The sequence below is a fragment of the Acinetobacter sp. 8I-beige genome, from assembly GCF_902505955.1.
In the GTDB taxonomy this organism is placed as follows: domain Bacteria; phylum Pseudomonadota; class Gammaproteobacteria; order Pseudomonadales; family Moraxellaceae; genus Acinetobacter; species Acinetobacter johnsonii.
Window position 1 is genome coordinate 1 of sequence record NZ_LR732793.1, and the last position, 23,876, is coordinate 23,876.

At 36.4% G+C, this 23,876-nt stretch carries 23 protein-coding genes and 6 pseudogenes; 20 read left to right on the top strand and 9 right to left on the bottom strand.

Annotated elements, in window-relative coordinates:
• Window positions 1-127: 127 nt before the first annotated feature.
• A complete protein-coding gene (locus GVX98_RS16520) occupies window positions 128-1,534 on the top strand; it encodes an iron-containing redox enzyme family protein (protein ID WP_159128743.1) in 1,407 nt (468 codons plus the stop codon).
• A 199-nt stretch (window positions 1,535-1,733) separates the two neighbouring features.
• Here GVX98_RS16520 and GVX98_RS16525 read toward each other — a convergent pair whose 3' ends face one another.
• On the bottom strand, window positions 1,734-1,967 hold the full coding sequence (locus GVX98_RS16525) for a DUF2171 domain-containing protein (protein WP_004981666.1): 234 nt from the start codon (window positions 1,965-1,967) through the stop codon (window positions 1,734-1,736).
• Window positions 1,968-2,213: 246 nt separating this feature from the next.
• Here GVX98_RS16525 and GVX98_RS16530 point away from each other — a divergent pair.
• Window positions 2,214-2,762: pseudogene (locus tag GVX98_RS16530) on the top strand (acyl-CoA dehydrogenase); the annotation flags it as partial.
• Between the two features lie 5 nt (window positions 2,763-2,767).
• Here the strand turns inward: GVX98_RS16530 and GVX98_RS16535 are convergent.
• Window positions 2,768-3,187 (bottom strand): annotated as a pseudogene (locus GVX98_RS16535) (exodeoxyribonuclease VII large subunit); the annotation flags it as partial.
• Between the two features lie 565 nt (window positions 3,188-3,752).
• On the opposite strand from GVX98_RS16535, the gene GVX98_RS16540 reads away from it, so the two are divergent.
• The 3 genes from GVX98_RS16540 (at window position 3,753) to GVX98_RS16550 (ending at window position 5,056) form a co-directional block, all read left to right on the top strand.
• Window positions 3,753-3,980: a hypothetical protein gene (locus GVX98_RS16540; protein ID WP_159128745.1), complete on the top strand. Its 228-nt coding sequence runs from the start codon at window positions 3,753-3,755 to the stop codon at window positions 3,978-3,980.
• A gap of 95 nt (window positions 3,981-4,075) precedes the next feature.
• Window positions 4,076-4,345, top strand: coding sequence for a hypothetical protein (locus GVX98_RS16545; RefSeq protein ID WP_004981656.1), 270 nt, complete (start codon window positions 4,076-4,078; stop codon window positions 4,343-4,345).
• A 501-nt stretch (window positions 4,346-4,846) separates the two neighbouring features.
• On the top strand, window positions 4,847-5,056 hold the full coding sequence (locus tag GVX98_RS16550) for a hypothetical protein (RefSeq protein ID WP_004981654.1): 210 nt from the start codon (window positions 4,847-4,849) through the stop codon (window positions 5,054-5,056).
• A 541-nt stretch (window positions 5,057-5,597) separates the two neighbouring features.
• Here GVX98_RS16550 and GVX98_RS17020 read toward each other — a convergent pair.
• From GVX98_RS17020 to GVX98_RS16570, 4 genes and pseudogenes are all read right to left on the bottom strand, one after another.
• A pseudogene (locus tag GVX98_RS17020) lies at window positions 5,598-5,771 on the bottom strand (type II toxin-antitoxin system RelE/ParE family toxin); the annotation flags it as partial.
• A 16-nt stretch (window positions 5,772-5,787) separates the two neighbouring features.
• The gene (locus GVX98_RS16560) at window positions 5,788-7,485 is read right to left on the bottom strand and encodes a DUF4394 domain-containing protein (protein ID WP_159128746.1); all 1,698 of its coding nucleotides are present in this window, start codon (window positions 7,483-7,485) and stop codon (window positions 5,788-5,790) included.
• Between the two features lie 399 nt (window positions 7,486-7,884).
• Window positions 7,885-8,808, bottom strand: a pseudogene (locus GVX98_RS16565) (IS5 family transposase).
• Window positions 8,809-8,828: 20 nt separating this feature from the next.
• Window positions 8,829-9,473, bottom strand: a complete 645-nt coding sequence (locus GVX98_RS16570) for a DoxX family protein (RefSeq protein WP_159128747.1) — start codon at window positions 9,471-9,473, stop codon at window positions 8,829-8,831.
• A gap of 157 nt (window positions 9,474-9,630) precedes the next feature.
• On the opposite strand from GVX98_RS16570, the gene GVX98_RS16575 reads away from it, so the two are divergent.
• From GVX98_RS16575 to GVX98_RS16820, 7 genes are all read left to right on the top strand, one after another.
• Window positions 9,631-9,939 carry a hypothetical protein gene (locus tag GVX98_RS16575; RefSeq protein WP_159128748.1) on the top strand — a complete coding sequence of 103 codons (309 nt, stop codon included), beginning with the start codon at window positions 9,631-9,633 and terminating at the stop codon, window positions 9,937-9,939.
• Window positions 9,940-10,009: 70 nt separating this feature from the next.
• On the top strand, window positions 10,010-10,870 hold the full coding sequence (locus GVX98_RS16580) for a DUF692 domain-containing protein (RefSeq protein WP_159128749.1): 861 nt from the start codon (window positions 10,010-10,012) through the stop codon (window positions 10,868-10,870).
• Entirely contained in the window at window positions 10,821-11,579 is a 759-nt protein-coding gene (locus GVX98_RS16585) for a DUF2063 domain-containing protein (protein ID WP_159128750.1), read from the top strand. Before GVX98_RS16580 ends, GVX98_RS16585 begins: the two co-directional genes overlap by 50 nt.
• The gene (locus GVX98_RS16590) at window positions 11,576-12,196 is read left to right on the top strand and encodes an RNA polymerase factor sigma-70 (RefSeq protein ID WP_159128751.1); all 621 of its coding nucleotides are present in this window, start codon (window positions 11,576-11,578) and stop codon (window positions 12,194-12,196) included. Before GVX98_RS16585 ends, GVX98_RS16590 begins: the two co-directional genes overlap by 4 nt.
• A complete protein-coding gene (locus tag GVX98_RS16595; protein ID WP_216070688.1) occupies window positions 12,190-12,375 on the top strand; it encodes a zf-HC2 domain-containing protein in 186 nt (61 codons plus the stop codon). Before GVX98_RS16590 ends, GVX98_RS16595 begins: the two co-directional genes overlap by 7 nt.
• Before the next feature lie 215 nt (window positions 12,376-12,590).
• On the top strand, window positions 12,591-12,818 hold the full coding sequence (locus tag GVX98_RS16600; RefSeq protein ID WP_004981635.1) for a hypothetical protein: 228 nt from the start codon (window positions 12,591-12,593) through the stop codon (window positions 12,816-12,818).
• 186 nt (window positions 12,819-13,004) lie between these two features.
• Window positions 13,005-13,154 (top strand): hypothetical protein, encoded by a 150-nt coding sequence (locus GVX98_RS16820; protein WP_155118243.1) that lies wholly within the window; start codon window positions 13,005-13,007, stop codon window positions 13,152-13,154.
• 52 nt (window positions 13,155-13,206) lie between these two features.
• Here the strand turns inward: GVX98_RS16820 and GVX98_RS16605 are convergent, their stop codons facing one another.
• Window positions 13,207-14,175 (bottom strand): GlxA family transcriptional regulator, encoded by a 969-nt coding sequence (locus GVX98_RS16605; protein ID WP_159128753.1) that lies wholly within the window; start codon window positions 14,173-14,175, stop codon window positions 13,207-13,209.
• A 132-nt stretch (window positions 14,176-14,307) separates the two neighbouring features.
• Here GVX98_RS16605 and GVX98_RS16610 point away from each other — a divergent pair, with 132 nt between their 5' ends.
• The 8 genes and pseudogenes from GVX98_RS16610 (at window position 14,308) to trxB (ending at window position 20,039) form a co-directional block, all read left to right on the top strand.
• Entirely contained in the window at window positions 14,308-15,192 is an 885-nt protein-coding gene (locus GVX98_RS16610; protein WP_159128754.1) for an MBL fold metallo-hydrolase, read from the top strand.
• An 84-nt stretch (window positions 15,193-15,276) separates the two neighbouring features.
• Entirely contained in the window at window positions 15,277-15,819 is a 543-nt protein-coding gene (locus tag GVX98_RS16615) for a cysteine hydrolase family protein (RefSeq protein ID WP_004981626.1), read from the top strand.
• 195 nt (window positions 15,820-16,014) lie between these two features.
• Complete coding sequence (gene arsC, locus GVX98_RS16620) at window positions 16,015-16,449, top strand: arsenate reductase (glutaredoxin) (protein WP_159128755.1); 435 nt, start codon at window positions 16,015-16,017, stop codon at window positions 16,447-16,449.
• Window positions 16,450-16,506: 57 nt separating this feature from the next.
• A complete protein-coding gene (locus GVX98_RS16625; RefSeq protein ID WP_004859437.1) occupies window positions 16,507-16,827 on the top strand; it encodes a metalloregulator ArsR/SmtB family transcription factor in 321 nt (106 codons plus the stop codon).
• Between the two features lie 6 nt (window positions 16,828-16,833).
• A complete protein-coding gene (locus GVX98_RS16630; protein WP_010326176.1) occupies window positions 16,834-17,307 on the top strand; it encodes an arsenate reductase ArsC in 474 nt (157 codons plus the stop codon).
• Window positions 17,308-17,314: 7 nt separating this feature from the next.
• Window positions 17,315-18,358, top strand: a complete 1,044-nt coding sequence (gene arsB / locus GVX98_RS16635; RefSeq protein ID WP_159128756.1) for an ACR3 family arsenite efflux transporter — start codon at window positions 17,315-17,317, stop codon at window positions 18,356-18,358.
• A gap of 5 nt (window positions 18,359-18,363) precedes the next feature.
• Window positions 18,364-19,068: an arsenical resistance protein ArsH gene (arsH, locus tag GVX98_RS16640; protein ID WP_159128757.1), complete on the top strand. Its 705-nt coding sequence runs from the start codon at window positions 18,364-18,366 to the stop codon at window positions 19,066-19,068.
• A 17-nt stretch (window positions 19,069-19,085) separates the two neighbouring features.
• Window positions 19,086-20,039, top strand: a pseudogene (gene trxB / locus GVX98_RS16645) (thioredoxin-disulfide reductase).
• 142 nt (window positions 20,040-20,181) lie between these two features.
• On the opposite strand, the pseudogene GVX98_RS16650 reads toward trxB, so the two are convergent.
• Together GVX98_RS16650 and GVX98_RS16655 are read right to left on the bottom strand one after the other, a co-directional pair.
• A pseudogene (locus GVX98_RS16650) lies at window positions 20,182-21,114 on the bottom strand (IS5 family transposase).
• 164 nt (window positions 21,115-21,278) lie between these two features.
• Window positions 21,279-23,849: an EAL domain-containing protein gene (locus tag GVX98_RS16655; RefSeq protein ID WP_159128758.1), complete on the bottom strand. Its 2,571-nt coding sequence runs from the start codon at window positions 23,847-23,849 to the stop codon at window positions 21,279-21,281.
• Window positions 23,850-23,876: the final 27 nt, after the last annotated feature.

Below are 23,876 nucleotides of genomic sequence, written 5' to 3' on the forward strand. Positions count from 1 at the left end.
GTGTTGTATTGTGATGTTAAATAAATTAAAGGATTACATTTATTAACGTTTCTTTTCAAAGTTGTTAATTAATTAAGTATAAGTGTCAATTATGTTGGTATAAGTTATTTACCGCGAGAGAATTATAATGCCTACTGCAGTAAAAGAGAGAATTTTAAATTTAATAACCGATGCCCATCAGAAATATTTTGAAATAACACAATTTTTCTTAGATCCATCAGTGTCGCGTTCTGCAAAAGAGTTGAAAGCTTTTCATTTCCTAGAAAACGAAATACTTCATTTGGATAGTGATTTCTCTGATTTTCCTACTAATGTTGATCAATTGGCAGTCTGGATGCAGAAACAAAATAAAACACAATGCTTGCATTACAAAGAGTACTTAGAAAGGCGTGAAAATGGGAGTGCAAGGGAGTTTTTTGGAACTACAAGTAAAGCTTATGAGTTTTTATACAAAGTAGCACCGACCAAACGTGTAGACGGGGCTTGGCTTTATAGCTTTACACAGTACTGGAATGATCCAGCTTTTAGAGACTTTATACAGATATATGTTGAGGAGTTGGGGTTAGGTTCCAGTCAAAGTAACCATGTAAAACTTTTCAATAAATTACTTCTATCACTTGGTCTTCATCAATTTTCAATGAATTTGCCTGATGAATATTATCACCAGTCAGCAATACAATTGGCTTTAGCTTATGCTCCATCAGATTTTATACCCGAGATTGCAGGTTTTAATTTTGGATACGAACAACTACCACTTCATTTACTGATTACAAATTATGAACTTAAAGAGTTAGGTATTGATTCCAAATATTTTAACCTACACATTACAATTGATAACTTTGATAATGGACATGCTCAATTAGCTACAAATGCGATTAAATGTTTAGCCAAACGCTACCCAAATCAATCCGAATTTATTCGTAAATTAAAGATAGGCTTTTTATTGAATAATCGGGGAGTTAGCTCAGTTCAAATAATAAAGAACCTAAATACTGAGCGAGTGGTTCTGGACATTTTCAAGAGCAAAGCTTTGGTTGGAAAGCACATGCATAATGAGAAATGCAAGTTTAATAATAAGTCTGTAAATTCTTGGCTATCAGAAGAAGATCAGGTTGAGGAATTCATTATTGAGCTAATAAAAATAGGATGGATTAAGCTTAACGAAGATCCAGAACATAGCCGATTTTGGAAGCTGATCAATGAAGAAGATGGGAAAATGTTTGGAGTTTTCTCTGCTGCAGAAAAAACTTTTATTTATGATTGGATTGCTGGTGCTAATTTAAGTAGACGCATTAATCCAGTAAATTCAGAATATATAAAAAACTTTATAGAACTAAATGATTTTAGTTATTTGTCAGAAAAAGAATTATCGCTGTTACAGCAGAAAATTCAGATATCTACAAATACTGGGCATAAACTTAGTAAGTTGATGCCATATTTAGCTCCACATCAACATCACCAAGAGATTGGTTTATGGGCTACGCAAAAAGTGGTTGAGTATATTTTCCCATTCTTAGGAAGTAATTTTAAATGATAGTAGGCTAACCTATTAATTTATATAAAATAGATGTAGTCTATGACAAATAGATTCCATCTACCTATTTTTACAAGTAAGAAATGAAACACCTTTGATTCAACGGACATTGCGACGGATTCGCGCTTCTTTGAAATTACTTACAAAGAAATAAAAGAGTACGACCAAAATCTAGTCGTACTCTTTATTTTAGAATAATTTAAATAGCTTGCCATTGTTGCTTAACTTCTTCTGAATTTTTAATCAGAACTATTTTGTCATCTTTGACTTCACCAATCCATGCCGTTGGGATCAGATGATGTTGATCATTTTCATCACGAGTCAATTTGAGTTGGTTATCACCTTCGAGATGATCAACTGTTCCGACTTTGGAACCACAAGAAGCAATTACATCTGAATGTTTTTTAATATCTTGAATATTTAAAGTACTCATTTCTTAAACCTCTTTTATAAACATAACAACATGGAAGCCTTTAAACTACTGCATATTTCCTTATAATTGTTGGATTTTAAATAATCCTTACATGATGATTTTATAGATACACCTAAACATACTATTTGGTTAACAATGAAACAAAACGAAATAAATAGTTAAATAACTATGAATATTTATCTATTTAAACAAACAGAATATTTCACCTGTTATTTAAATTAATTGACTTGAATTAATATTTTAAGAATGAATAGAAAAATATTTATAAAAAGCTCAACTTTAGAGATATTAAATCGCTTTGAGCATTACTCAGCTGAAGAAAAACTAAATCAACGTCCAATTGTGTTGAAACAGTTGATTCATTCTGTTGGAAGGTTGCCTGAACCTGCTTCGGGGCAAACCTATCAGCGTTGGCAAATTTTTGCTCAGATAGCTGGCTTTGACCTAAGTTTAGCCAAGCTTTTTGAGTCACATTTTGATGCTTTAAGTATTTTGCATGAACTCGGTTATGAAAAAGAAATCGATGAGGAGACATGGGCTGTTTGGGCTGCCGATGGTGGACCAGCGCCGTTACAGGTCAAAAATGGGCTTTGTCATGGAGTTAAGCAGTGGTGTTCAGGTGCTGAATTGATTCATAAAGCATTAATCAGTTTTAAAGATCAACAAGGGAAATCTCAGCTCTGCATTATTGACTTAAACCCATCATCGATCTCGATTGATTCAGCTCACTGGCAAGCTTTAGGCATGCAAGGCACACAGACCGCCAGAGTCAATTTTCAGGAGACCGCAGTCGAGTTTTTTTTATTTAATAAGCCTTCAGAGGTAAGTCTTTCTAAAATTTGTTGATAGCGCCATGCAATGTCTCCAAGGGTATAGCTTGAATTAATATCTTCAACATTCACTGAAAAGCCATACTGAGGATCAAACTTGGCTCTGACTTTTCCAAGACATTTAAATCCTTTGAAAGTTCTACACCACTTTCTCTTTCAAACTTAAGCACACATTTTCTGTGCTGTAAATTTCCAAATGGTGCCTTTACAACTTGCTATAACTTTATCGGTGTTTTCATCCTTTTCAGCTAACTCAAGATAGTAATGTCCACCCTTAATATTGAGATTGCGGATCTCAGCTTTCACCCATACAGGCTCATTGAAATTAATTTGAATTACTTCCTGTACTGTGGATATGTAATCACTAAGAGAAAACTGAGGTTCAGACATTAGATCAATTATTTTAATTGCTTAAGTGAATAGTATTAAAGCAAAGCTAGAAGTGCAAATTGAGAATATTCTAACTTGACCTTGATCAAGGTATATGTCGTATTTCTGCTATAGTGGACGAAGTTATAGAAATTCACTTAATTACCGCAAAAAGTTCATCATTTGAAGGACTTTTTTTTGTTGCTAGATAATTTGGAATAAAATGTAAATGAGATCTCAATATAAACCGAGTATATTACTTGGTATTAAGTTCTCCATGATAGTTAATATCAGTTTTCTACCTGCACCTTCCCCAAGATGCAGGTTTTTTTTGCTTCATTTTTTATTCGATTAATGATTTAATTATTTTGTTGTAAATAAAAACGACGATTCCTTGTTTCGGCGCAAAAGACCAAGGGGAAAGCTCTACAGAAATGTAGAGCTTTTTTAATGGTAGCTTAATTTAATCGTATTGGTATGAATTTTAATTTTTCATCAGATACTTAGTAGATAAAGTGCGTTCAGATAATTGCGCTTTTTCGTTTGTGATATAGTTTAATCATTGCTTACAACAATAAGAATAGAAATGAATATCTGTATCGGTGGTGATTTGGATGGCAGGGTAATAGTGCTTGATAAACCATGTTTTAATGCTAAAGAAGTAAACAAGCCAAAATCAATAAACTACATTAAGCAAATGTATGTCATAGATGGTGACGTCTACTATTTTTGGCGTGATGCTGAGCTTAAATTGTGGGAAGTTACTCAACGAATAGAGATATTACTAGCAAAGGCTAAGCGAAAATCTATTTAAATGTCCCTGAGAGTAGGTTTTTTATTGCCTTTATCCGTAAAAGAAATTAGTTTAAATTAAACCAATTGTTAAAATAATTATGAGAACGGAAAACAATGAATAGAAAATTTGAACTACATGTGATTAGCCAGATCTATGACTTTTTAGTTGAAAGAGAGGGGTTTACCTCACTAAACCTTGATCGGAAGGTTACGGAGTTTTTTCGGGAAGTACATGTAGGGCAAGAAGAAGATTTTACAATTCTTGAATCAAATAAAATCTCAGGAAACTTTGGCGAAGTTTCCTATATCAATTTATTGAATGTCCCTCATTTCAACGATAAAGATAAATTTCTGAAATGGGCACATAAAGCTTTAAATCTATAAGTTGTAATAACTCAGTGTAATTTGATAGGAATTGTTTCATTATTTAATAAATTCAATTACATAAATAATAATGTGGTTACATTATGAACAGTAATTCATCAGAAGGCGGTTAGATAGATACAAATCACAATGATATGTTTGAATCAAAAGTTCTACACGGATGGAATTAAAGATGAAAATATTAACTTTGGTGGGCATAGGTGTGGTAGCAAGTTTCTGTTTATTGTCAAAGCGTCACACTACTGAAAATTCATTTCATTCAAACTTCGATAAAGTTGTTCGAAATGCTGTCTTACAGGGATTCATATAAATATAGATGCCTAAGACATATACCTTTTAAGTAGTTAAAGGAGGAATAAGATGATCAGATTATTAATGTGTATATTTGGCCTTCATGGTGCTAGAGAGATTGATTACACCAATGACCATAAAGAAATTTGTGTATTCCGCGAGTGCTTGAAGAAAGTCAAGAGTCCTCATGATTAGGTATAATTTCTTTTTATGAAAAGACTGTCTAAAAAACCTGAGCATATAACCTCAAATTGGTCAACCGAGCAAGATAGTTTCTTAATTGAAAATAGTGTTATGGTGATTGAGGAGCTTATTAATCATCTGCCTTTTACTGAAGATGAAATTATTAAGCGTAAAGAGGTACTAGGTCTCACTAGAAGACATAGACAGATGCGTAAATTTTTAAGCAATCCATCTTAAGAGAGTTTTAAGCCTCTATTTTTTAAAATGGATCAGACATAAAAAAAACCGTTCGATATCTATTATTCTCGGAGGTTTTTTCTCTTTTATGAGATGTTGTTATACAACTTTATATACTTAATTAACGTCATAGTTACTTTTATAAAATCTCTTACAAATCAATCCCTGAATAGCCACCGATTTTGGAACTATCCCTATTTAATTATTGGGGATTCTAGATAGCACGTCTGGTGTTACCCCCTCTCAGACTGGACGAATCGTGTAGCGGATAACTTGAAATATGCTGCTCAGGATAACTAACCACATGTTGCTGTGCATTCTACTTTCGGACTGCACAGCGCATTCGATTTTGACAAAGGTGCACATGTCACTGTTTGTGTGCAGTGTGTTAATTGAGAAAACCCTCTGAGTGAGGGCTGTTTCGAGTAAGCTCTATTATGTTCAATTGACAATAATTTGATGGAAAATTTAAATATTGGGAATTACGCATAAGAGATTTATATTAAATAAAATCAAGTAGATTTGGGAACGTTTGTAAGAAAATAATAACCCTTTGCCCTTGCTTGCAATAATAAATCCTATAGCTTGGTCCAAAAAAGAAACTTAATTCAGAGATACCTTCACTGACTGGTTCAGTATCTCCAAAGTTTCCATTTGCAACCCTATCAATTCGGACCTATATGCGTCTTTTTGACTGTTGGTCTTTTAACTTGGTAAGCGCACTCTTTAAACTATTTGAAAAGTATCGCTAAATCAATCAAGGCGGGCGTGGTGTTTGAACCAATCATTGAGCTCATAACACTAGGCGTACCACTGACAGAAATTGCGGGACGTGCACGTGGAGTTGTTAGTGTTGTATCGCTATTTAGATCTATACGGTATAGGACAGAAGCACCATTATTGTTGTTTATTGCCGCTAGAGCCAATCCATTATCACCACCAGCAATATCAAAACCATCATTCAAGCCTAAGTTCACGCCAAGACTACCTAATCTCACCAATGTTCCATCATTGGGTGGAACTTGCTTCGTCAGTAACTGATTGGTCTGATCTAGATTAAATAATTCGGTGCTAAGTGCTGAAATAGGTGTTTGAAAACTGTTGGTATATGCAGCAGCGCTAATCACGGCATTGGTGATCCCATTGATTTTGCCATCTTGAATGGTTTCACCTGTATCGACATTGATTCGCAGATTTTGCCCCGAATTACTGATGACTCTTAAACGGTCAGCCGTTGGATTGAAGTCAACAGCAAACTCTGTGCCGTCTAGAGCACTAAAGTTACTACCTGTACCGGCTTTAAGCGCAGTCACAAGTGTTGCAGCACCAGAATTTGGATTAATAGTATACAGGTTTGCTTGGTCAGTTAAACCATATAGCGTATTGGTTTTATCGGTAGCAGTACGTAATCTAAAATCAATACCTACGAATTTTTCATTGACCAATACGCCTGTGATTTTTTGTTCAGTCGTATCATTTGGACGATTGATTTCAAATCGAATTAAAGCATTATTGTTAGTCAGCCCGATTCCTTTTGAGGTGGTATCTTCTGCTCGATTAAGTGCAACCCCACGAATGGAGGTTTGACGATATTCGCTAGGCAAGTCGCTCGTCTCAAAAATAGCGTTACTGGTCGTTCCTACATGAGCAAGATTAACTCTAAATAATTTATATGCACCTGAGACTTGTAATGCGGCAAAACCAATATTATTCATTGGGTCTATATCAAAACCACCGTTATTCGATACATCCTGACCTAAGGGTGCAGAGATACCTAATGTTCCGGCATTTGCATTTTGCAGATAAATGCGATCTGTCGCAGAATCGATACTGTATAATTTTGTACTTGCCGTTCCAGCAAAAGCATTGGTATAAGCTGCGGCACTGACTTCAGTTGTAGCTTCACCAACCCGACTGATTTCTCCGTCGGTGATGGTGAGACCTGTATCAACATTGACTCTTAGGTTTTGACCATCTTGACCAATAATTCTTAGACGATCCGCAGCAGGATTGAAATTCACGCTAAGCGCATCGGGATTGGCAGTAATTTTACTAAAAACTGTATTACCATCGGTCGTATCTGCTGGATCAGCTGTCATCTTAATGACGAATTTTGCCACGCCAGAGCTTGGATTTAACGTGTAAATATTACCCAACAAACCTACTGCATATAACTTTCCATCACTTGGGCGATGGTCCATTCCAACCAGTTGATCCCCAGAAACTAAACCTGAAACTTTAATATTTGAAATCAGTGAACCAGGTTTGTCATGATTGAGTGAACTAATCATACCGTTACTGGTCAGTACCAAGAGATTACCAGTAGCATTTGTTGGAGGAATAGGCTCAGATGAATTTGAGTCATTACATCCAACTAATCCGATGCCACCGAGTGCGGTGAGAGTACAGATGAGTGTTTTGAGTTCCATGTATAATTTCCTTAATTATTGATATTTGATTTCGAAGAACTTTTGATTACACGGTTAAATTTGTAAAACAACTTAGCTTTGCTGAGAAACACGTCGAGGTATATTTAGACTTGAAAAGAATCATTTTCTATTGTTAAGCGTGTAGAATGCATAGAAATGAAGATATTTAAGTTCAATGTTTGTCGCATGTTAATTAACCATATGTCTTTATTGTTTTTTAGTAAATATATGTTTTATGGATATTATTTTGTATTGTTATATCTATTTAGTAATGCTTCACAGATTTTTCACATCAAGTATGAGGTTAAATACAAAATTAAACTGCATTTCAACATCTAGATCTGAATGGCTTTGTTGCATAAAGATTTTAAAGATAGAGCTTTCCTTAGTCGCTCAAATTTAAGTGAAAACTTGGGTATGAGGTCTGCCTAATTCTGTAAATATATTTAAGACCGCTACACGAGCATGAATTTCATTCACCTGACTAGGAAAGCTTCTTGCCATTAATTTATCGCCTAATAATTTGATGCAGTGCATCTTGGTTTCAACCAAACTGCATCGATGATAGCCTGACCATTTTTGCCAAAAGTTTAACAATACGAAGTAATTCATTTCGCTCTGGGGAATGAACTTTTGTATCCTTCCAAGCCAAGGCTTCGCATTTTTTCTTGACGGAATCACCGCATGCGCTTGTCAATCTGCAATCACCTGACGGCATTGTTTTGTGTCATAAGCCCCATCTATATAGACTGAATCAATCTGTTCATCTGGTGGAATTTGATCAAGTAAATTACCAAGTACTTGTGAATCACTGCCATTATTCGTCGTGAGCTGAACTGCCCGTATTTGCAGCTTTTTAGCATCTATACCAATATGCAGTTTACTCCATTGCCGACGATATTCAGGTTGATGTTTCTTGCGTTTCCATTCACCTTCACCTAAAAACTTCAGGCCAGTTGAATCTACAAGTAGATGTAGTTCACCATGACTTTGCCGATAGCTTATCGCAATATCAATTTGCTTTTGTCTTCTGCAGAGTGTGGAATAATCTGGTGCCGTCCAACTTAAACCACAGAGTTGAATAAGGCTTTGCACAAAGCCTGTGACCATACGTAAAGAAAGTCGAAATAGACATTTGATCATCAAACAGCATTGAATCGCTCTATCTGAGTAGGTTTGATTTCGTCCTTGTTTACCTTGTAATTGAGCATACCATTGAGTCTGAGGATCAAACCAAATCGAAATATTTCCACGATTAATTAAAGTTTTATTGTAGGTGGACCAGTTGGTTGTACGATAGATTTTAGGTATAGACTTATTCATCTCAGAATTATATTGCTGAATCAGAGCTTACGAACAGCTTTGTGCAACAAAGCCCTTTTGATATTTAAAAATATATGCTTCAGCCAGTAATCAAAACTTAGATAGCGCCCACCACCGAGTACCAATAAAGCTAACAGCATGACTAAGTAAGTTACTGCAAACTCAATACCATTATTCAAGATGACAAATGATCCACTTGAAGTTAACCAGTCATAATTTCCATATGTTTCTAAGATCTGACGAGCTTTTTCTAACTTTTCAGATGAAGAAATTACCTGAGCACTAGCAAATGGAGCATTAGGATCAGCAATTGCTTGCCATCCATTGGGTAAATGTACCGTAACGATAGCAACAAGCATGGTGATAATGAGTGGAATACTGATGAATCGAGTTAATAAACCTACTGCTAAGAGAATAGCCCCCATAATTTCAGTCGAAGTTGCGAGTGCCGCCAGCAGTGTAGGAAATGGTAGACCTAAACCCCAATCAGTATTACCGAACCATTCGACTGTATCTTGAAAATGGGTAAATTTATTTGTACCCGCCATCCAGAATATCGGAACTAAATAAAGTCTTAGTGCAAGTGCTGCAATACCATCACCATGTTTTATGACACTACAAAATTTTCGGTATTTTTCTGATAAAAGATAGATAACGTTGTTCATGAAAATTTCACACCCAATACGATTGAATAGTCATTAGTCAGGTGATAACGGTGTTTCTTACATAATTTTTAATTTGGACTGTAATAAATGTCAGTTTAAGTCGTCTAACCATAGTACCTAAGTACAAACCGTGAAATTATATTAAAGGAATAGAAAAATGAACAAATTAAACTCAATCACATCAGTTGCTGCACTATTAGCGTTATCTGTAATTGGTGCAACTCAAGTATCCGCAGCAACAACCACGCATGCGACAGAGACACATGCAAGTAAAGCGGCTGATGGCAAATGTGGTGAAGCTAAGTGTGGTGCAAATAAAATGCATAAACACGAAAAGACCACTGAAGCAAAATGTGGCGCTGATAAAAAAGCAGCAGACGGTAAATGTGGTGCAACCAAGAAAGCAGCAGATGCGAAATGTGGAGCTGATAAAAAAGTTGCTGATGGCAAGTGTGGTGCTAAATAGTCAATCAGTTAGAAAATGATGTCGCTATGGATCACATAGTCGGCATCATTTCCAAAATTGGAGTATCACTATGGTTGATTTAGCTGGTGTAGGGCTTGGGCTGAGAAGGGATTTTATAGATGAATTTCTTAGTGCTGAAAAAGCGCCGGACTTTATAGAGATTGCACCTGAAAATTGGATGGGTTTTGGTGGTCGGCATGCAAAGCTATTAGCACGATGCGTAGAAAAAGCACCATTAATATGTCATGGACTATCTTTATCGATTGGAGGACCTCATCCGCTCAATATTGAATTTATTCAACAGATTAAAAGTTTCTTAGCAGATTATCATGTCCCGATTTATTCTGAACATTTAAGCTATACATATGATAGTGGCTACTTATACGACTTGATGCCGATTCCAATGACAGAGACTGCGGTCAAATATGTGGCTGAACGTATTTTACGTGTCCAAGATATTTTAGGAAAAAGGTTGGTGATCGAAAATGTCTCAACCTATTTAATGCCAAATGCTGAGATGAGTGAAGCCGATTTTGTTTCTGAAGTACTTCAGCAAGCTGACTGCGAGTTACTACTCGATGTGAATAATGTCTATGTAAACAGTATAAACCACGGTAGTGATGCATATGCTTTTATTCGAGCAATGCCAAAAGAGCGGATTCGTTATATACATATTGCTGGACATGAACAAGTTGAACAAGATCTATTGATTGATACCCATGGCGCACAAGTCTGTGATTCTGTTTGGCAATTATTGCAATATACGTATCAAGTCTGTGGCGTAAAGCCAACCTTACTTGAGCGGGATTTTAATATTCCATCCTGGCAAGCGCTACAAGATGAAATGACGAAAATTAAAATCATGCAGCGGGAGGGCGGTCATGAAAACAGAGCAAATATCTTTCCAAACTACACAGCAGCAGTTTTGTAATTGGATACGCTCTCCTCAATCTGAGTTGCCCAAAGCACTTCCTGCGGAAAGAATGCAGATTTATCGAGATTTACTTTTTAATAATGTTTGTTCTTTTATCAACTTGGTTTATCCAGTAACTCGAGCAATGTTGCCTGAGTTACAGTGGCAAAAGCTATTAAATGAATTCTTTCAAAAAGCGCAATGCGATTCACCGTTTTATAATGATATTTCCCTACAATTTAGAGAGTATCTGATAGATTGCCAGCATCCTAGTTTAAAAGAATATCCATGGTTAGCCGAGCTCTTACAGTTTGAATGGCTTGAACTCTATTTAGATACCGTTGAAATTGCAAAAAAAACGCTGAGTTGGCAGGATAAATGGCAATTAAATACCCAAGTTTGGGTGCTCGTTTATCAATATCCAGTCTATCAATGGTCGTCAAGCATGAGCATTTCTGAAATTGAGCATATGCCGAGTGTTATCATGGTATGGCGAAATGATCAAGATCATATCTGCATAGAAACCTTATCCGCTTTATTCGCTGTGGTAATTGAACAACTCAATCAACAAGAGTTAGTTGAACAAGACATTAAGAATTTAATAAAAGCGACATTCCCTGATTTTTCTAATACCCAGATCCAAACACAGGTCAATGAGTTAAAAGTGTTATTAACTCGATTGAAATTGTTAGATGCTCCCAATAACAATGATGAGGAAAATGGATGAGCGCAGAGCCAGCAAATAGGGATGAGGAAATATTGCAACAACTGCAAAGCCCAGCCTTTTTAATCGACCTAAGACAACAAATGTTGAAGTTTGCCATTTTACAATTGTCCTCATTTCAACTTGCTGAAGATGCTGTTCAAGAAGCATTAACTAGTGCATACCTACATATTGGTTCTTTTACTGGTCGGGCGGCTTTTAAAACATGGGTTTTTGCTATTTTAAAAAACAAAATTATTGATTTAATTCGACAAAAATCTCGTTTGATGACGATGAGTGAATTATTTAATGACGAGGAAAGCGAATTAACTATAGATGCATTATTTGATGCGTCCGGACATTGGCATAAATATGAAGCACCTCAAGCTTGGCCCAGTCCAGAAGAGATGTTGGAGCAACAAGATTTCTGGATCATTTTTGATGCCTGTTTGAACCATTTACCAGCCAAATATGCGCAAGTTTTTATGCTCAGAGAAATGATTGAACTGAGTTCAGATGAAATTTGTGAAAAGCTCGGAATTACTGTTACTAACTTAAATGTACTCATGTATAGAAGCCGAACAAGATTACGTGAATGCTTAGAAAATAAATGGTTATTGAAGGAGGATTGCTCATGCTAACGTGTCGCCAAGCCACCCAATTATTATCTGAAAGATTAGACAGACCACTTTTGTTTCTAGAGCAGACTAATTTGCAAATTCATTTGTTGGCATGCCGTTCATGTTGTCGTTATGGAAAACAAGTCAAAACACTCAGTCAGCTTTCCAAAGAGTTTAAAAATTATGATGACGGTAAATAGCTTGTGCCTGCTGTTTACAAATACAAAGCCCTCAGGCCAAGTTGATGTGAGTAATGTAAAAGAACTATTAATTCGAGTTTGAGACTTTGTACGTGAATGATTATATCGGTTTTATAAAATCTATTTTTTTTAAAGGAAAATATTTTATATCAGTTTCTTTATTTGTGATTATTCTGTACATTTATTAGTCAAATTTGCGTTGTGAAGAGGGCGGTATGTATAACTTTTCTGTAAGTGATTTAGACCAAATAATTGAAAACACACTGAAAGAAAATAAAAAGATCAGTAAAGTATTGATGGGATATAAGCTATTTCATGAGTTAATGAATGATCCTAAGTTTCATGCAGAAGTGACCAATTCAGCGTTAAGTGCGACGAAAAGAAAATATAAGCGTTTAAAAATCAAAATCACGACGGATGAATACCAGCTTCACTTTGAGTAAAATCATCTACTTGAATAAAAAATTTTGAAGTCTAAGTGCAATATTAAAATTAAGAGTACCCACTTTTCTACTGTGAAAAAATTCGATAAGATAATAATCCATTATTTTTTTGTGCTCTATATGCGCCCCCGAATACGTAAGTTCTTACATTCCTTTTATTCAACACCAAATTCAAAAGTTCTTGAGATGAAATATAACTTAAGTAGTTATAGTGATTTGGACTTACTCAAAAAAATTCAAAAATCTAGCTGCCAAAATCTTAGAGCAGCCATTTGCAGCATCCTTTATGAGCGTGGTTATACCCCTGCTGAAATCACGCTATTAACCAACGAATAGCTTTAACGTAAAGGCCATCCATGCTGAACTGTTAAAATTACAAATATTTTACTTAGAGCTGAAGATCGTTAGTGTTGATCCCAAAAGCTTTTCTCCATGCCTGAGGGCTGGTGCTATATTTTTCACGAAAATTTTTTCTAAATGACACTGTATTATTAAAACCTGAAAGCTCGGTTATCTTTTCGATAGACAAGTTTGTCGTTTCTAAGAGTTCACAACTTAATCTGATTCTTTCAGTATTCAGCCAATCGACTAAGGTCATACCTGTAGCCTTCTTAAAATGCCGTGTGAACGTCCTACGTGTCATATGTGTTCGTTCAGCTAGGCTTTCAATATTATGTTGTACAGCTAAATTCGTTCTTAAAAAATCAAGTAATAGGTTAATTTGTGCATCTTGGCTCGATTCTGCTACTGGCTGTTCAATAAACTGAGCTTGCCCACCTTCACGGTGAGGCGGAATTACCATTACTCTAGAGACTCTATTCGCAATTTGTGCATTATAGATTTCACGTACCAAGTACAAACAGCAGTCTAACGCTGCGCCTGTTCCAGCAGAGGTTACGATCCTTTGGTCTTCTACATACAAGGCATCATGATCAAGCTGAACCTGTGGAAATCGCTCACTGAAATCTTGTTCAGCCATCCAGTGCGTAGCTGCTTTTTTATGGTCAAGTAAGCCAGCATATGCTAATGCATAAGTTCCATAGCATAACCCTACAATTCTAATTCCAGTCTGATATGCACAATTTAGGGCATCGATAAGTACTTGTTCAGGCTCGTGATTAAAATCATCCCACCCAGGAATAATAATAAGATCCGACTCTTTAATAAGTTCGATCCCACCATCAGGCATAATCACCATGGATTGTTCTGTTTTTACAGGCTGGCCATCTATAGAAAAAATTTTAAGTTCAAATAAGGACTTATCTTCAATTTGGATATTGAAGATAATGTGGGGAATAGAGAAGTGAAATGGATTTATATTGGAATAGACGAACAATCCAATCACTGGTATAGCCATTCAACCAACCTCTCTAAAATAATGAATATAGCATGTTGTCCCAATAGTTTCGATGATTGTCCTTAAGGACAGTTTTTTTGTTTGATGATTTCTATCATGATCCAAGTATGACTAAATGATTGGATCTGGAACATGAATCAAATTTTAAGTAGTTCTCTTATTACACTCTCTCTGGCAATGGCTTCAGTCAATTTATATGCGAATGATAAAGTAGTTCAGCGAGATACCTCTAAAGTGACGCATATACAAGAAATTCGCAATGCAACGATTAAAGTAACCTATGCTGATACAACTTTTTTAATTGACCCAATGTTTGCGAAAAAAGGCTTCTATGACGGCTTTCCTGATACTCATCGTAGCTATTTACGTAACCCATTAGTCGATTTGCCCATCAAGCCTGAAACGATTTTAGAAGGTGTAGATGCGGTGATCGTGACCCATACACATTTAGATCATTGGGATGATGCAGCACAAGCGACTATTCCAAAAAATATGCCTTTGTTTGTACAGAATAAAGAAGACCAAAAAGTCATCCAGTCACAGGGTTTTAAAGATGTTCGTGTATTAACACAAACAACGTTTGAAGGCATTAAACTCACTAAAATTGGTGGTCAACACGGTACTGATGCTATGTACCGTATTCCTAAACTCAAAGCTGGATTAGGTGAAGCAATGGGTATGGTATTTGAAGCTAATGGCCATGAAACGGTTTATGTGGCTGGTGATACCATTTGGCGTCCTGAAGTTGATCAAGCAATTCAATCTTTTAAACCGGATGTGATTGTATTAAATACAGGTAACGCTTTAGTTAATGGCTTTAAAGAATCCATTATTATGGGCAAAGAAGATACTTACCGAGCAACTCAGAAAGCGCCAAATGCCAAAGTTATTGCTGTTCACATGGATGCCATTAACCACATGTCGGTAACACGTGCTCAGCTTGCAGAATATGTAAAAGACAAAGGAATCCAAGATAAGGTTTTAATTCCTATCGATGGTGAAACGCTTTCTTTCTAAAGTAACTTAAAGAAGTGGAATGCTCCCACTTCTTTAAAATCCTAAGTAGAGCAAAATAAATGTTAGTTAAATAAAGGAAAAGATATGTCAAAATCAGCTTTATTAGTGATCGACTTACAAAATGAATATCTACCTACAGGTAAATTACCATTGGTAAATATTGAACAAGCTGCTGCTAATGCAGTGAAAGTAATTACGAAAGCACGTCAAGACGGTACTCAAGTGATTCATGTCCAGCATATTGCGAATGCTGAATCGCCTATATTTCAACCTGACTCAATTGGTATTGAATTTCAGGACACAGTTAAGCCACAAGCAGATGAAACTGTGGTCATTAAAAATCACATCAACGCGTTCTTAAATACGAATCTCAAAGAAATTTTAGATAGCAATCACGTGACTGAGCTAGTCGTGATTGGTGCTATGAGCCATATGTGTGTTGATGCTGCTGTTCGTGCTGCTTCTGACTTTGGTTATAAGGTAAGGGTTATTCATGATGCTTGTGCAACGCTAGACCTAGAATTTAATGGCGTTAAAGTACCTGCTGGTCATGTTCATGCAACATTAATGGCCGCTTTTGAATTTGCATATGCTCAAGTGATATCAACCGAAGATTATGTTAGCTAAAGATTAAGATTTTCTAAAATTAACTTTATGCTAAATCTAAAATTAGACAATAAAAAGCCTGATTATTTATCAGGCTTTTTATTGTCTGCTCATTGTGCTGGACAAAATGGTAATGCTTTAAAGTAAAATATGGAATTGCATATATATGTTTATTCATATATAAATATATGTAAAGATTCGATTGAGTTTGAGCAAATGACTTCTACTCCAAAAGTGAAGATCTATCACAATCCTGAATGTGGTACATCACGTAATACATTGGCATTAATTCGTAATGCCAATATTGAACCTGAAGTGATTGAGTACCTTGTAACACCTCCATCTAAAAATGAACTGATTCAAATGATCGCGGATGCAGGTTTAACGGTGCGAGAGGCGATTCGTAAGAATGTTGATCCATATATAGATTTAGGAATTGACAATGAAGACTGGACCGAAGACCAATTATTGTGCTTTATGCTTCAGTATCCAATTTTAATTAACCGTCCATTCGTGGTGACTGAACGAGGAACTCGTTTAAGTCGTCCTTCTGAAATTGTGCTGGAGATTTTGCCTTTACCGCAAAAGGGTGCTTTCACTAAAGAAGACGGTGAGCAAGTGATTGATGCGAATGGGCAGAGATTGAAATAAAAATTTCATGGATATATGTGAATATTGATATATCCATATGTTTGAGTGAGTAAAAATATGGATCAAATCAATTTCTTTAAATGTTTGGCTGATGAAACGCGATTCAACATTGTTATGTTGGTTCTTGGGAATAATGAACAGTGTGTTTGTGATTTGACTGAAAAACTACAACTTAGCCAACCTAAGATTTCGCGGCATTTAGCCTTACTGCGTTCTTTAGGTCTGTTACAAGATCGACGTCAAGGGCAATGGGTCTATTACAGTCTCAATCCAAATTTACCTACTTGGTGCTTAGAGGTACTTAGTACCCTTAAAAATGCCAATTTACAGCCAAAAGTTGCTCCATCATTTCAACAAATCAATAGTTATTGCGAGTAGAACAAGATGAAATTCCTTTTTTTATGTACTGGAAATAGTTGCCGTAGCATCCTGTCCGAAGTGCTATTTAATAGTCGTGCCCCAGAGGGTTGGAAAGCATACAGTGCAGGTAGTAAGCCATCAGGGCAAGTACATCCATTGACCATAGAAACTTTAGAAAATCTAGGTCTGTCAACAGATGGTTTGTGGAGTAAAACCATTGATGATTGTGAACAATACCAACCTGATGTGGTGATTACGGTTTGTGATTCGGCCGCTCAGGAAGCATGTCCACTGTATTTAGGTGGAGCAATCAAGGCACATTGGGGTTTGGCTGATCCATCACACTTAGACTTACCGAAAGAAGAGAAGCTCAAAGCATTCCAAGTGACTGTAGACCATATTAATCGTCGTTTAGATGCATTGTTGGCACTCGATACAGCGCACATGTCTCGTCCTGAATTGATTGCTGCAATCAATCACATCTCAGATATTGAATGAGAATATCATGGCTCAACAAAGATTATCTTTTTTAGATCGTAACCTCACGTTATGGATTTTTATTGCCATGGCATTGGGGATTGCGATCGGTGTGTTCTTTCCACAAGCCTCTGTCGCTTTGGATAAAATGAGTGTGGATTCAGTCAATATTCCTATTGCGATCGGTTTGATTTTGATGATGTATCCACCATTAGCCAAAGTGGACTATGCGACGTTGCCGCAAGTATTTAAGGATAAGAAAACACTGACTTTATCCTTAGTACAAAACTGGCTGATCGCTCCCGTGCTGATGTTTGCATTGGCAATCATATTTTTGCAGAGTTATCCCGAATACATGACAGGCGTAATCCTGATTGGCTTAGCACGATGTATTGCGATGGTTTTAGTCTGGAATGGTTTGGCCTGTGGGGATAACCAATATGTCGCAGCACTGGTCGCCTTTAACAGTATCTTTCAGATTTTGTTCTTTAGTACTTATGCTTGGTTATTCCTGACCTTCCTACCGCCTTATTTTGGCGTTGCAGGGCAAGTGATCAATGTTGATTTCTGGACCATTACCCATGCTGTTTTGGTTTATCTCGGTATTCCATTTTTATTAGGTTTCTTAACGCGCTTAATTTTGGTGAAACAAAAAGGCGTGGAGTGGTATCAAACCAAGTTTATTCCGAAAATCAGCCCTCTAAGTTTGATTGCTTTGCTGTTCACAATTTTAGCCATGTTTAGCCTAAAAGGTGGTGACGTTGTAAGCCTACCAATGGATGTTCTGCGTATTGCAATTCCATTGACCATTTACTTTGTCTTGATGTTCTTTATTAGCTTCTTTATGAGCAAATGGATGGGCAATGATTATCCGAAGACAGCGGCAATCTCTTTTACTGCGGCTGGAAACAACTTTGAATTAGCACTTGCCGTTGCAATCGCCACATTCGGTTTAGCTTCACCAGTCGCTTTTACAACGGTGATTGGGCCATTGGTTGAAGTACCTGTGCTGATTGCTTTGGTGAGCGTGTCTTTATGGCTCAGAAAAAAGTTTTTTAAAGCAGAGGTGTAATTTCTATGACTCTCCCAAATGTAGATATGAATCTTTTGGATCAACCTACTTTAGAAAAAGTACAGGCTAAAGAGGTGAATCATCCACCGCGTATTTTGCTGCTGTATGGCTCAAACCGTGAGCGTTCATATAGCCGATTGGCGGTGATGGAAGCAGGACGTATTTTGGAGCAGTTTGGTGCTGAAGTAAAAATCTTCCATCCTAAAGGTTTACCCTTGCCTGAAGATGCGGATACTGAGCATCTAAAGGTTAAAGAATTGCATGATTTACTCGCTTGGGCAGAAGGCATGGTGTGGTGTTCACCTGAGCGTCATGGCTCCATGAGTTCAATCTTTAAATCGCAGATTGATTGGATTCCATTGGCTGGCGGTGCGATTCAAGCAACACAAGGCAAGACTTTGGCCTTGATGCAGGTGAGTGGCGGTTCGCAGTCTTTTAACAGCTTAAACCAGATGCGTATTTTAGGCCGTTGGATGCGAATGATCACCATTCCAAACCAATCCTCCATTCCCAAAGCTTTTTTAGAGTTTGAAGAAGATGGACGCATGAAGCCCTCAGCCTTTTATGATCGAATTGTCGATGTGATGGAAGAGCTATATAAATTCACTCTACTGACCCGTGGGCAAAGTCAGTACCTCACAAATCGTTATTCTGAGCGGAAAGAGTCTGCTGAAGAATTATCTAAGCGTGTCAATCAACGTAGTTTATAAACTTTAGGTGATCAGAAATGCAAAAGAGACATTCTAAATTTGTGATCTTAGGTTCAGGACCTGCGGGTTATAGTGCTGCTGTGTAGGCCGCACGTGCAAACTTAAAACCGACATTAATTGCGGGGTTACAACTTGGTGGTCAATTAACCACGACCACTGAGGTAGATAATTGGCCGGGCGACCCAGAAGGTTTAACTGGTCCCGCACTTATGGAGCGAATGCAAGTCCATGCTGAACGCTTTGGCACAGAGATTGTGTATGACCACATCAATGAAGTCGATTTAAGCGTCCGTCCATTTGTACTTAAAGGCGACATGGAAGAGTTCACCTGTGATGCACTGATTATTGCCACAGGTGCGACAGCACAATACTTGGGTCTTGAATCTGAAGCTAAATTCATGGGTCAAGGTGTCAGTGCATGTGCAACTTGTGATGGTTTCTTCTATAAGAACCAAAAAGTCATGGTCGTTGGTGGTGGTAACACAGCAGTTGAAGAAGCGCTTTATCTTTCTAATATTGCAGAACATGTCACCTTAGTTCACCGTAGAGATAGTTTACGTTCAGAGAAAATTCTACAAGATCAACTTTTTGGCAAAGAAAAAGAAGGCAAAATTAGTATTCTTTGGAACAATCAAGTTGATGAAGTTTTGGGTGATAATACTGGTGTCACGTCAGTCCGCTTGAAGTCAACTTTGGACGAAAGCATACAAGACGTTGAAGTTCATGGCTTATTTCTTGCTATTGGTCACAAACCAAATACAGGTATGTTTGACGGTCAACTCAACCTACGTGATGGCTACATTCAAGTACAAAGTGGTACTTCAGGCAATGCAACAGCAACTTCTGTGGCAGGGGTATTTGCTGCGGGTGACGTTGCGGACAGCATTTATCGCCAAGCAATTACTTCGGCAGGCTCAGGCTGTATGGCAGCTTTGGATGCCGAAAAGTATCTTGCTCAATTGATCAATTGAGCAATTGAAAGGCTCATTTAAACGCTTGAAAATTGCATGAAATACGCCCAGTCTGTTGAGCGGACTGGGCGTTATTTTGATTATGACAAGGCTTTGTTGCACAAAGATTTAAAAGACAGAACTCTGCTCACTTGAGCAGAACTCAAGTGAGAATTTGGGTATGAGGACGACCTAATTCTGTAAATTTATTCAATACAGCTATGCGTGCATGAATCTCACTTACCTGACTAAGAAAACTCCTTGCTGTTAATTTATCGCCCAATAATTTGATGGAATGCATCTTGGTTTCGACCAAACTTCGACGATGATAACCTGACCATTTTTTCCAAAGCGTTCTTCCTAAACGTTTCACTGTTTTTAGTAATTCATTCCGCTCTAAAGATCTCAATTTCTGATCTTTCCATGGTTTTGCATTTTTTCTTGGCGGAATGACCGCATATGCATCTCGATCTAAAATGACTTGTCTGCAGTGCTTCGTGTCATAAGCACCATCGGTATAGACTGAGTCAATTCGTTCATCTAAAGGAATTTGAGCAAGTAAATCACCGAGTACTTGCGAATCACTTACATTATTTGTAGTAAGTTGTACTGCACGTATTTGCAGCGTTTCAGCAGCAATACCAATATGCAGCTTACGCCATTGGCGACGATATTCAGGTCCATGTTTTTTACATTTCCATTCACCTTCACCTAGAAACTTCAAGTCAGTTGAGTCCACAAGTAGATGTAACCCATCGCTACTTTTTTGATAGCTAATCGCAATATCAATATGTTTTTGTCTTCGACAAAGCGTGCTGTAATCTGGCGCAGTCCAATTTAATCCACACAGTTTAATCAGACTTTAAACAAAACCCGTGACCATTCGTAAAGAGAGTCTGAATAAGGATTTGATCATTAAACAGCATTGAATAGCGGTATCAGAGTAAGTTTGATTTCTAACTTGTTTGCCGTGTGATTGTGCATACCATTGAGTGTTTGGATCAAACCAAATGGAAATATTACCCCGGTTAATGAGGGCACGATTGTAGGAAGACCAGTTAGTTGTACGATAGATTTTAGGAGTAGGCTTATTCATATTGAAATTATAGGACTGAATAAACCTTCTAGGCTAGGTTTGTGCAACAAAGCCCATCTACTATAGGAACTGAACCGCTTATAGATATTGCTTTATTACTTAATAAGTTTTAGTTTTGAAGTAACATTATTTGTAGATTTTAACTTTTAGCTAAAATCTACAATTTAACATTCTTCTAGTGAGTAGTATTTAAAAATTAGGTTATTCAGTTCAACTGGCTTCGTGTAAAAATATCCTTGCAAGAGATCACAATTTTGATAATGAAGTATTTTTGCTTGTTCTAGTGTTTCTACTCCTTCTGCAACAACCTCAAGATTAAGCTGATGAGCTAAATGAATTATAGATTGAACTATAGATGCATCTTGAGAATTATTTGTCAAATTATCTATAAACTCACGATCTAATTTAATTTGATTAATTGGTAATCGACGTAAATAGCTAAGACTTGAATAACCTGTTCCAAAATCATCAATTGAAACTTTTACTCCTAGCTCACGAACTGACTTTAATATCTCAATTGCTCTATCTGCACCATTAATAATCACGCCTTCTGTAATTTCGATTTTAAGAAGATTAGCTGGTAGTTTACTTTTAATCAGTACACTTTCCAAGCAACTAAGGAAATTACTGCGACCGAATTGAAGAGGAGAAATATTGACAGAGACCGAAATTGTAGCGTTATTTTTTCCATTTATATGAGCAATATCAAAACACGCTTGTTCAAGAACCCACTGACCAATTGCGACAATTTGACCAGTTCTTTCGGCTAATGGAATGAAAGTATCAGGAAAAATAAAGCCTTTTTGAGGATGATGCCAGCGAATCAGTGCTTCTACACTGTGAACTTTTCCTGTTCGTGGATCCACCAAAGGTTGATAAAATAATCTAAATTGTTTTTCCTTTAGTGCAGTCATAAGTTCTAATCGCAAAAGAGCATAATCTTTCTCTGGGAAAAATTTGTTTGGATCTCTTTTATATAAATACCACGTGTTTCTTCCTTGTTTTTTTGCTTCTTTCAGGGCATTCATGGATTCATATAACAGCTCTGAAGCATATCGAGTATTAGAGTTTCTTACGGCAATTCCAATACTAGCTGTTAAATGTAGAGTTTTATTTTCAATCTGAAAGTTTTGAGAAATAAGGTCAAGTATACTTTCTGCCAAAGTAAATAACTGGTTATGATTTTTAGAATTTTTTACTAATAAAATAAACTTATCTTCAATATATCGACTCAGTAAACCATCTTTTTTTAATAAGTCCTGTAAACGTGAGCCGATATCTCTAATTATTTTATCACCGATCAAATAGCCTAGACTTTCATTCATAGATCTAAAATCATCAAGATCAATGTAAAATAATGCCAGACTAGCTGGGGATTGATTTTTTTGTTCAAATTCTTTTTCTAAAAATTTATTAAATGTTCTCTGATTTGGCAAACCAGTGATTGAGTCACGGGTATGTTGATACTTAATATAATTTCTGTTCTTTTCATCCTCAGTTATATCTTCAATATTACCTAAGAAGTGAGTACAAATATTATTTTGATCGAATACAGGCCCAAACGTTAAACGACACCAAAACCAAGTTCCATTTCTACGGTACTTTTTTAATTTCACTGTTGCTTCTTTTAGTTCCTTTATTCCTGTTTTGATCTTTTCTACCTGAATTAAATCAGTTTCAGGTCCTGACAAGAAGTTATAACTTTTGCCTAAAATTTCTTCTGGGCTATATCCAGTTATAGATGTAAATGAGGGGTTAACAAAAACTATTTCTAATTTATCAGAGATGTCAGTTATGAAGATCCCATTTGGACTCGCATCTACCCCGCGCTTTAATAAGCGCAGGCTTTCTTCATTTTTTAATCGTGTAGAAATATCACGTGCGATGGCAAATACACCAGTGACTTTTTGATTTTGAATAATGGGTAAATTTGTAAGATCAAGCCAAATGAGTTTTCCAGAAGCATGATATGCAGGAATTTTATAATGTTTAGCAATACCTTTTAATGCATCTTTAAATGCTAAGTTAATAAGTTTATGATATTTAGTTGGTATAAAAGTCCAAAAATGTTTTCCTAATATCTGTTTTTCTGAGAATCCAAGAATTTTATTACAAGTAATATTTGAATTTAAAATATAACCATTAAGGTCAATTTCAATAATTAAATCAGGATGATGTGTATAAAAAGAGCTATATTTTTCATTAATAGCTAGTCTCTGTTTGTATTCATTTTCTCTTTCAATTGCTAACGCAATTAATGATACCGCTTGATTTATAAATTCAAAGTGCTCTGATCTGGGCGTCTTCTCTTCACGATAGTAGGTGCCAAAAGTTCCATATAAGATACCTTTAGCACTTATAATAGGTACAGACCAACAACTAATAATATTTTCTTCTCTAACAAACTCTAAATAATTTTTCCAATTAGGATCAAGTATCAAATTACGACTAATAATAGTTTTTCTAGAAAAAGCAGCTGTACCACAAGATCCATTCTTATCCTTAACTTTTAAAGGACTGATTGAACGACAATATTTAGAAGAAAAGTGATGTTCCCCATTTACAAGTGTTAATGTTTGCTCCACTTCTGAATAAAGCATAATTGTGACTAAAGCATCTGTAATATTTGATTCAAGCCAAGAACATATCGAGTTAAGTATAAGTTGAAGATCTGTACTTTTATCAATAGAATTTAAAACATACTCAATATTTAGCTTTCTAAGATCACTCTTCACTTTTCAGACCCTCCTTGGCTCCAATAC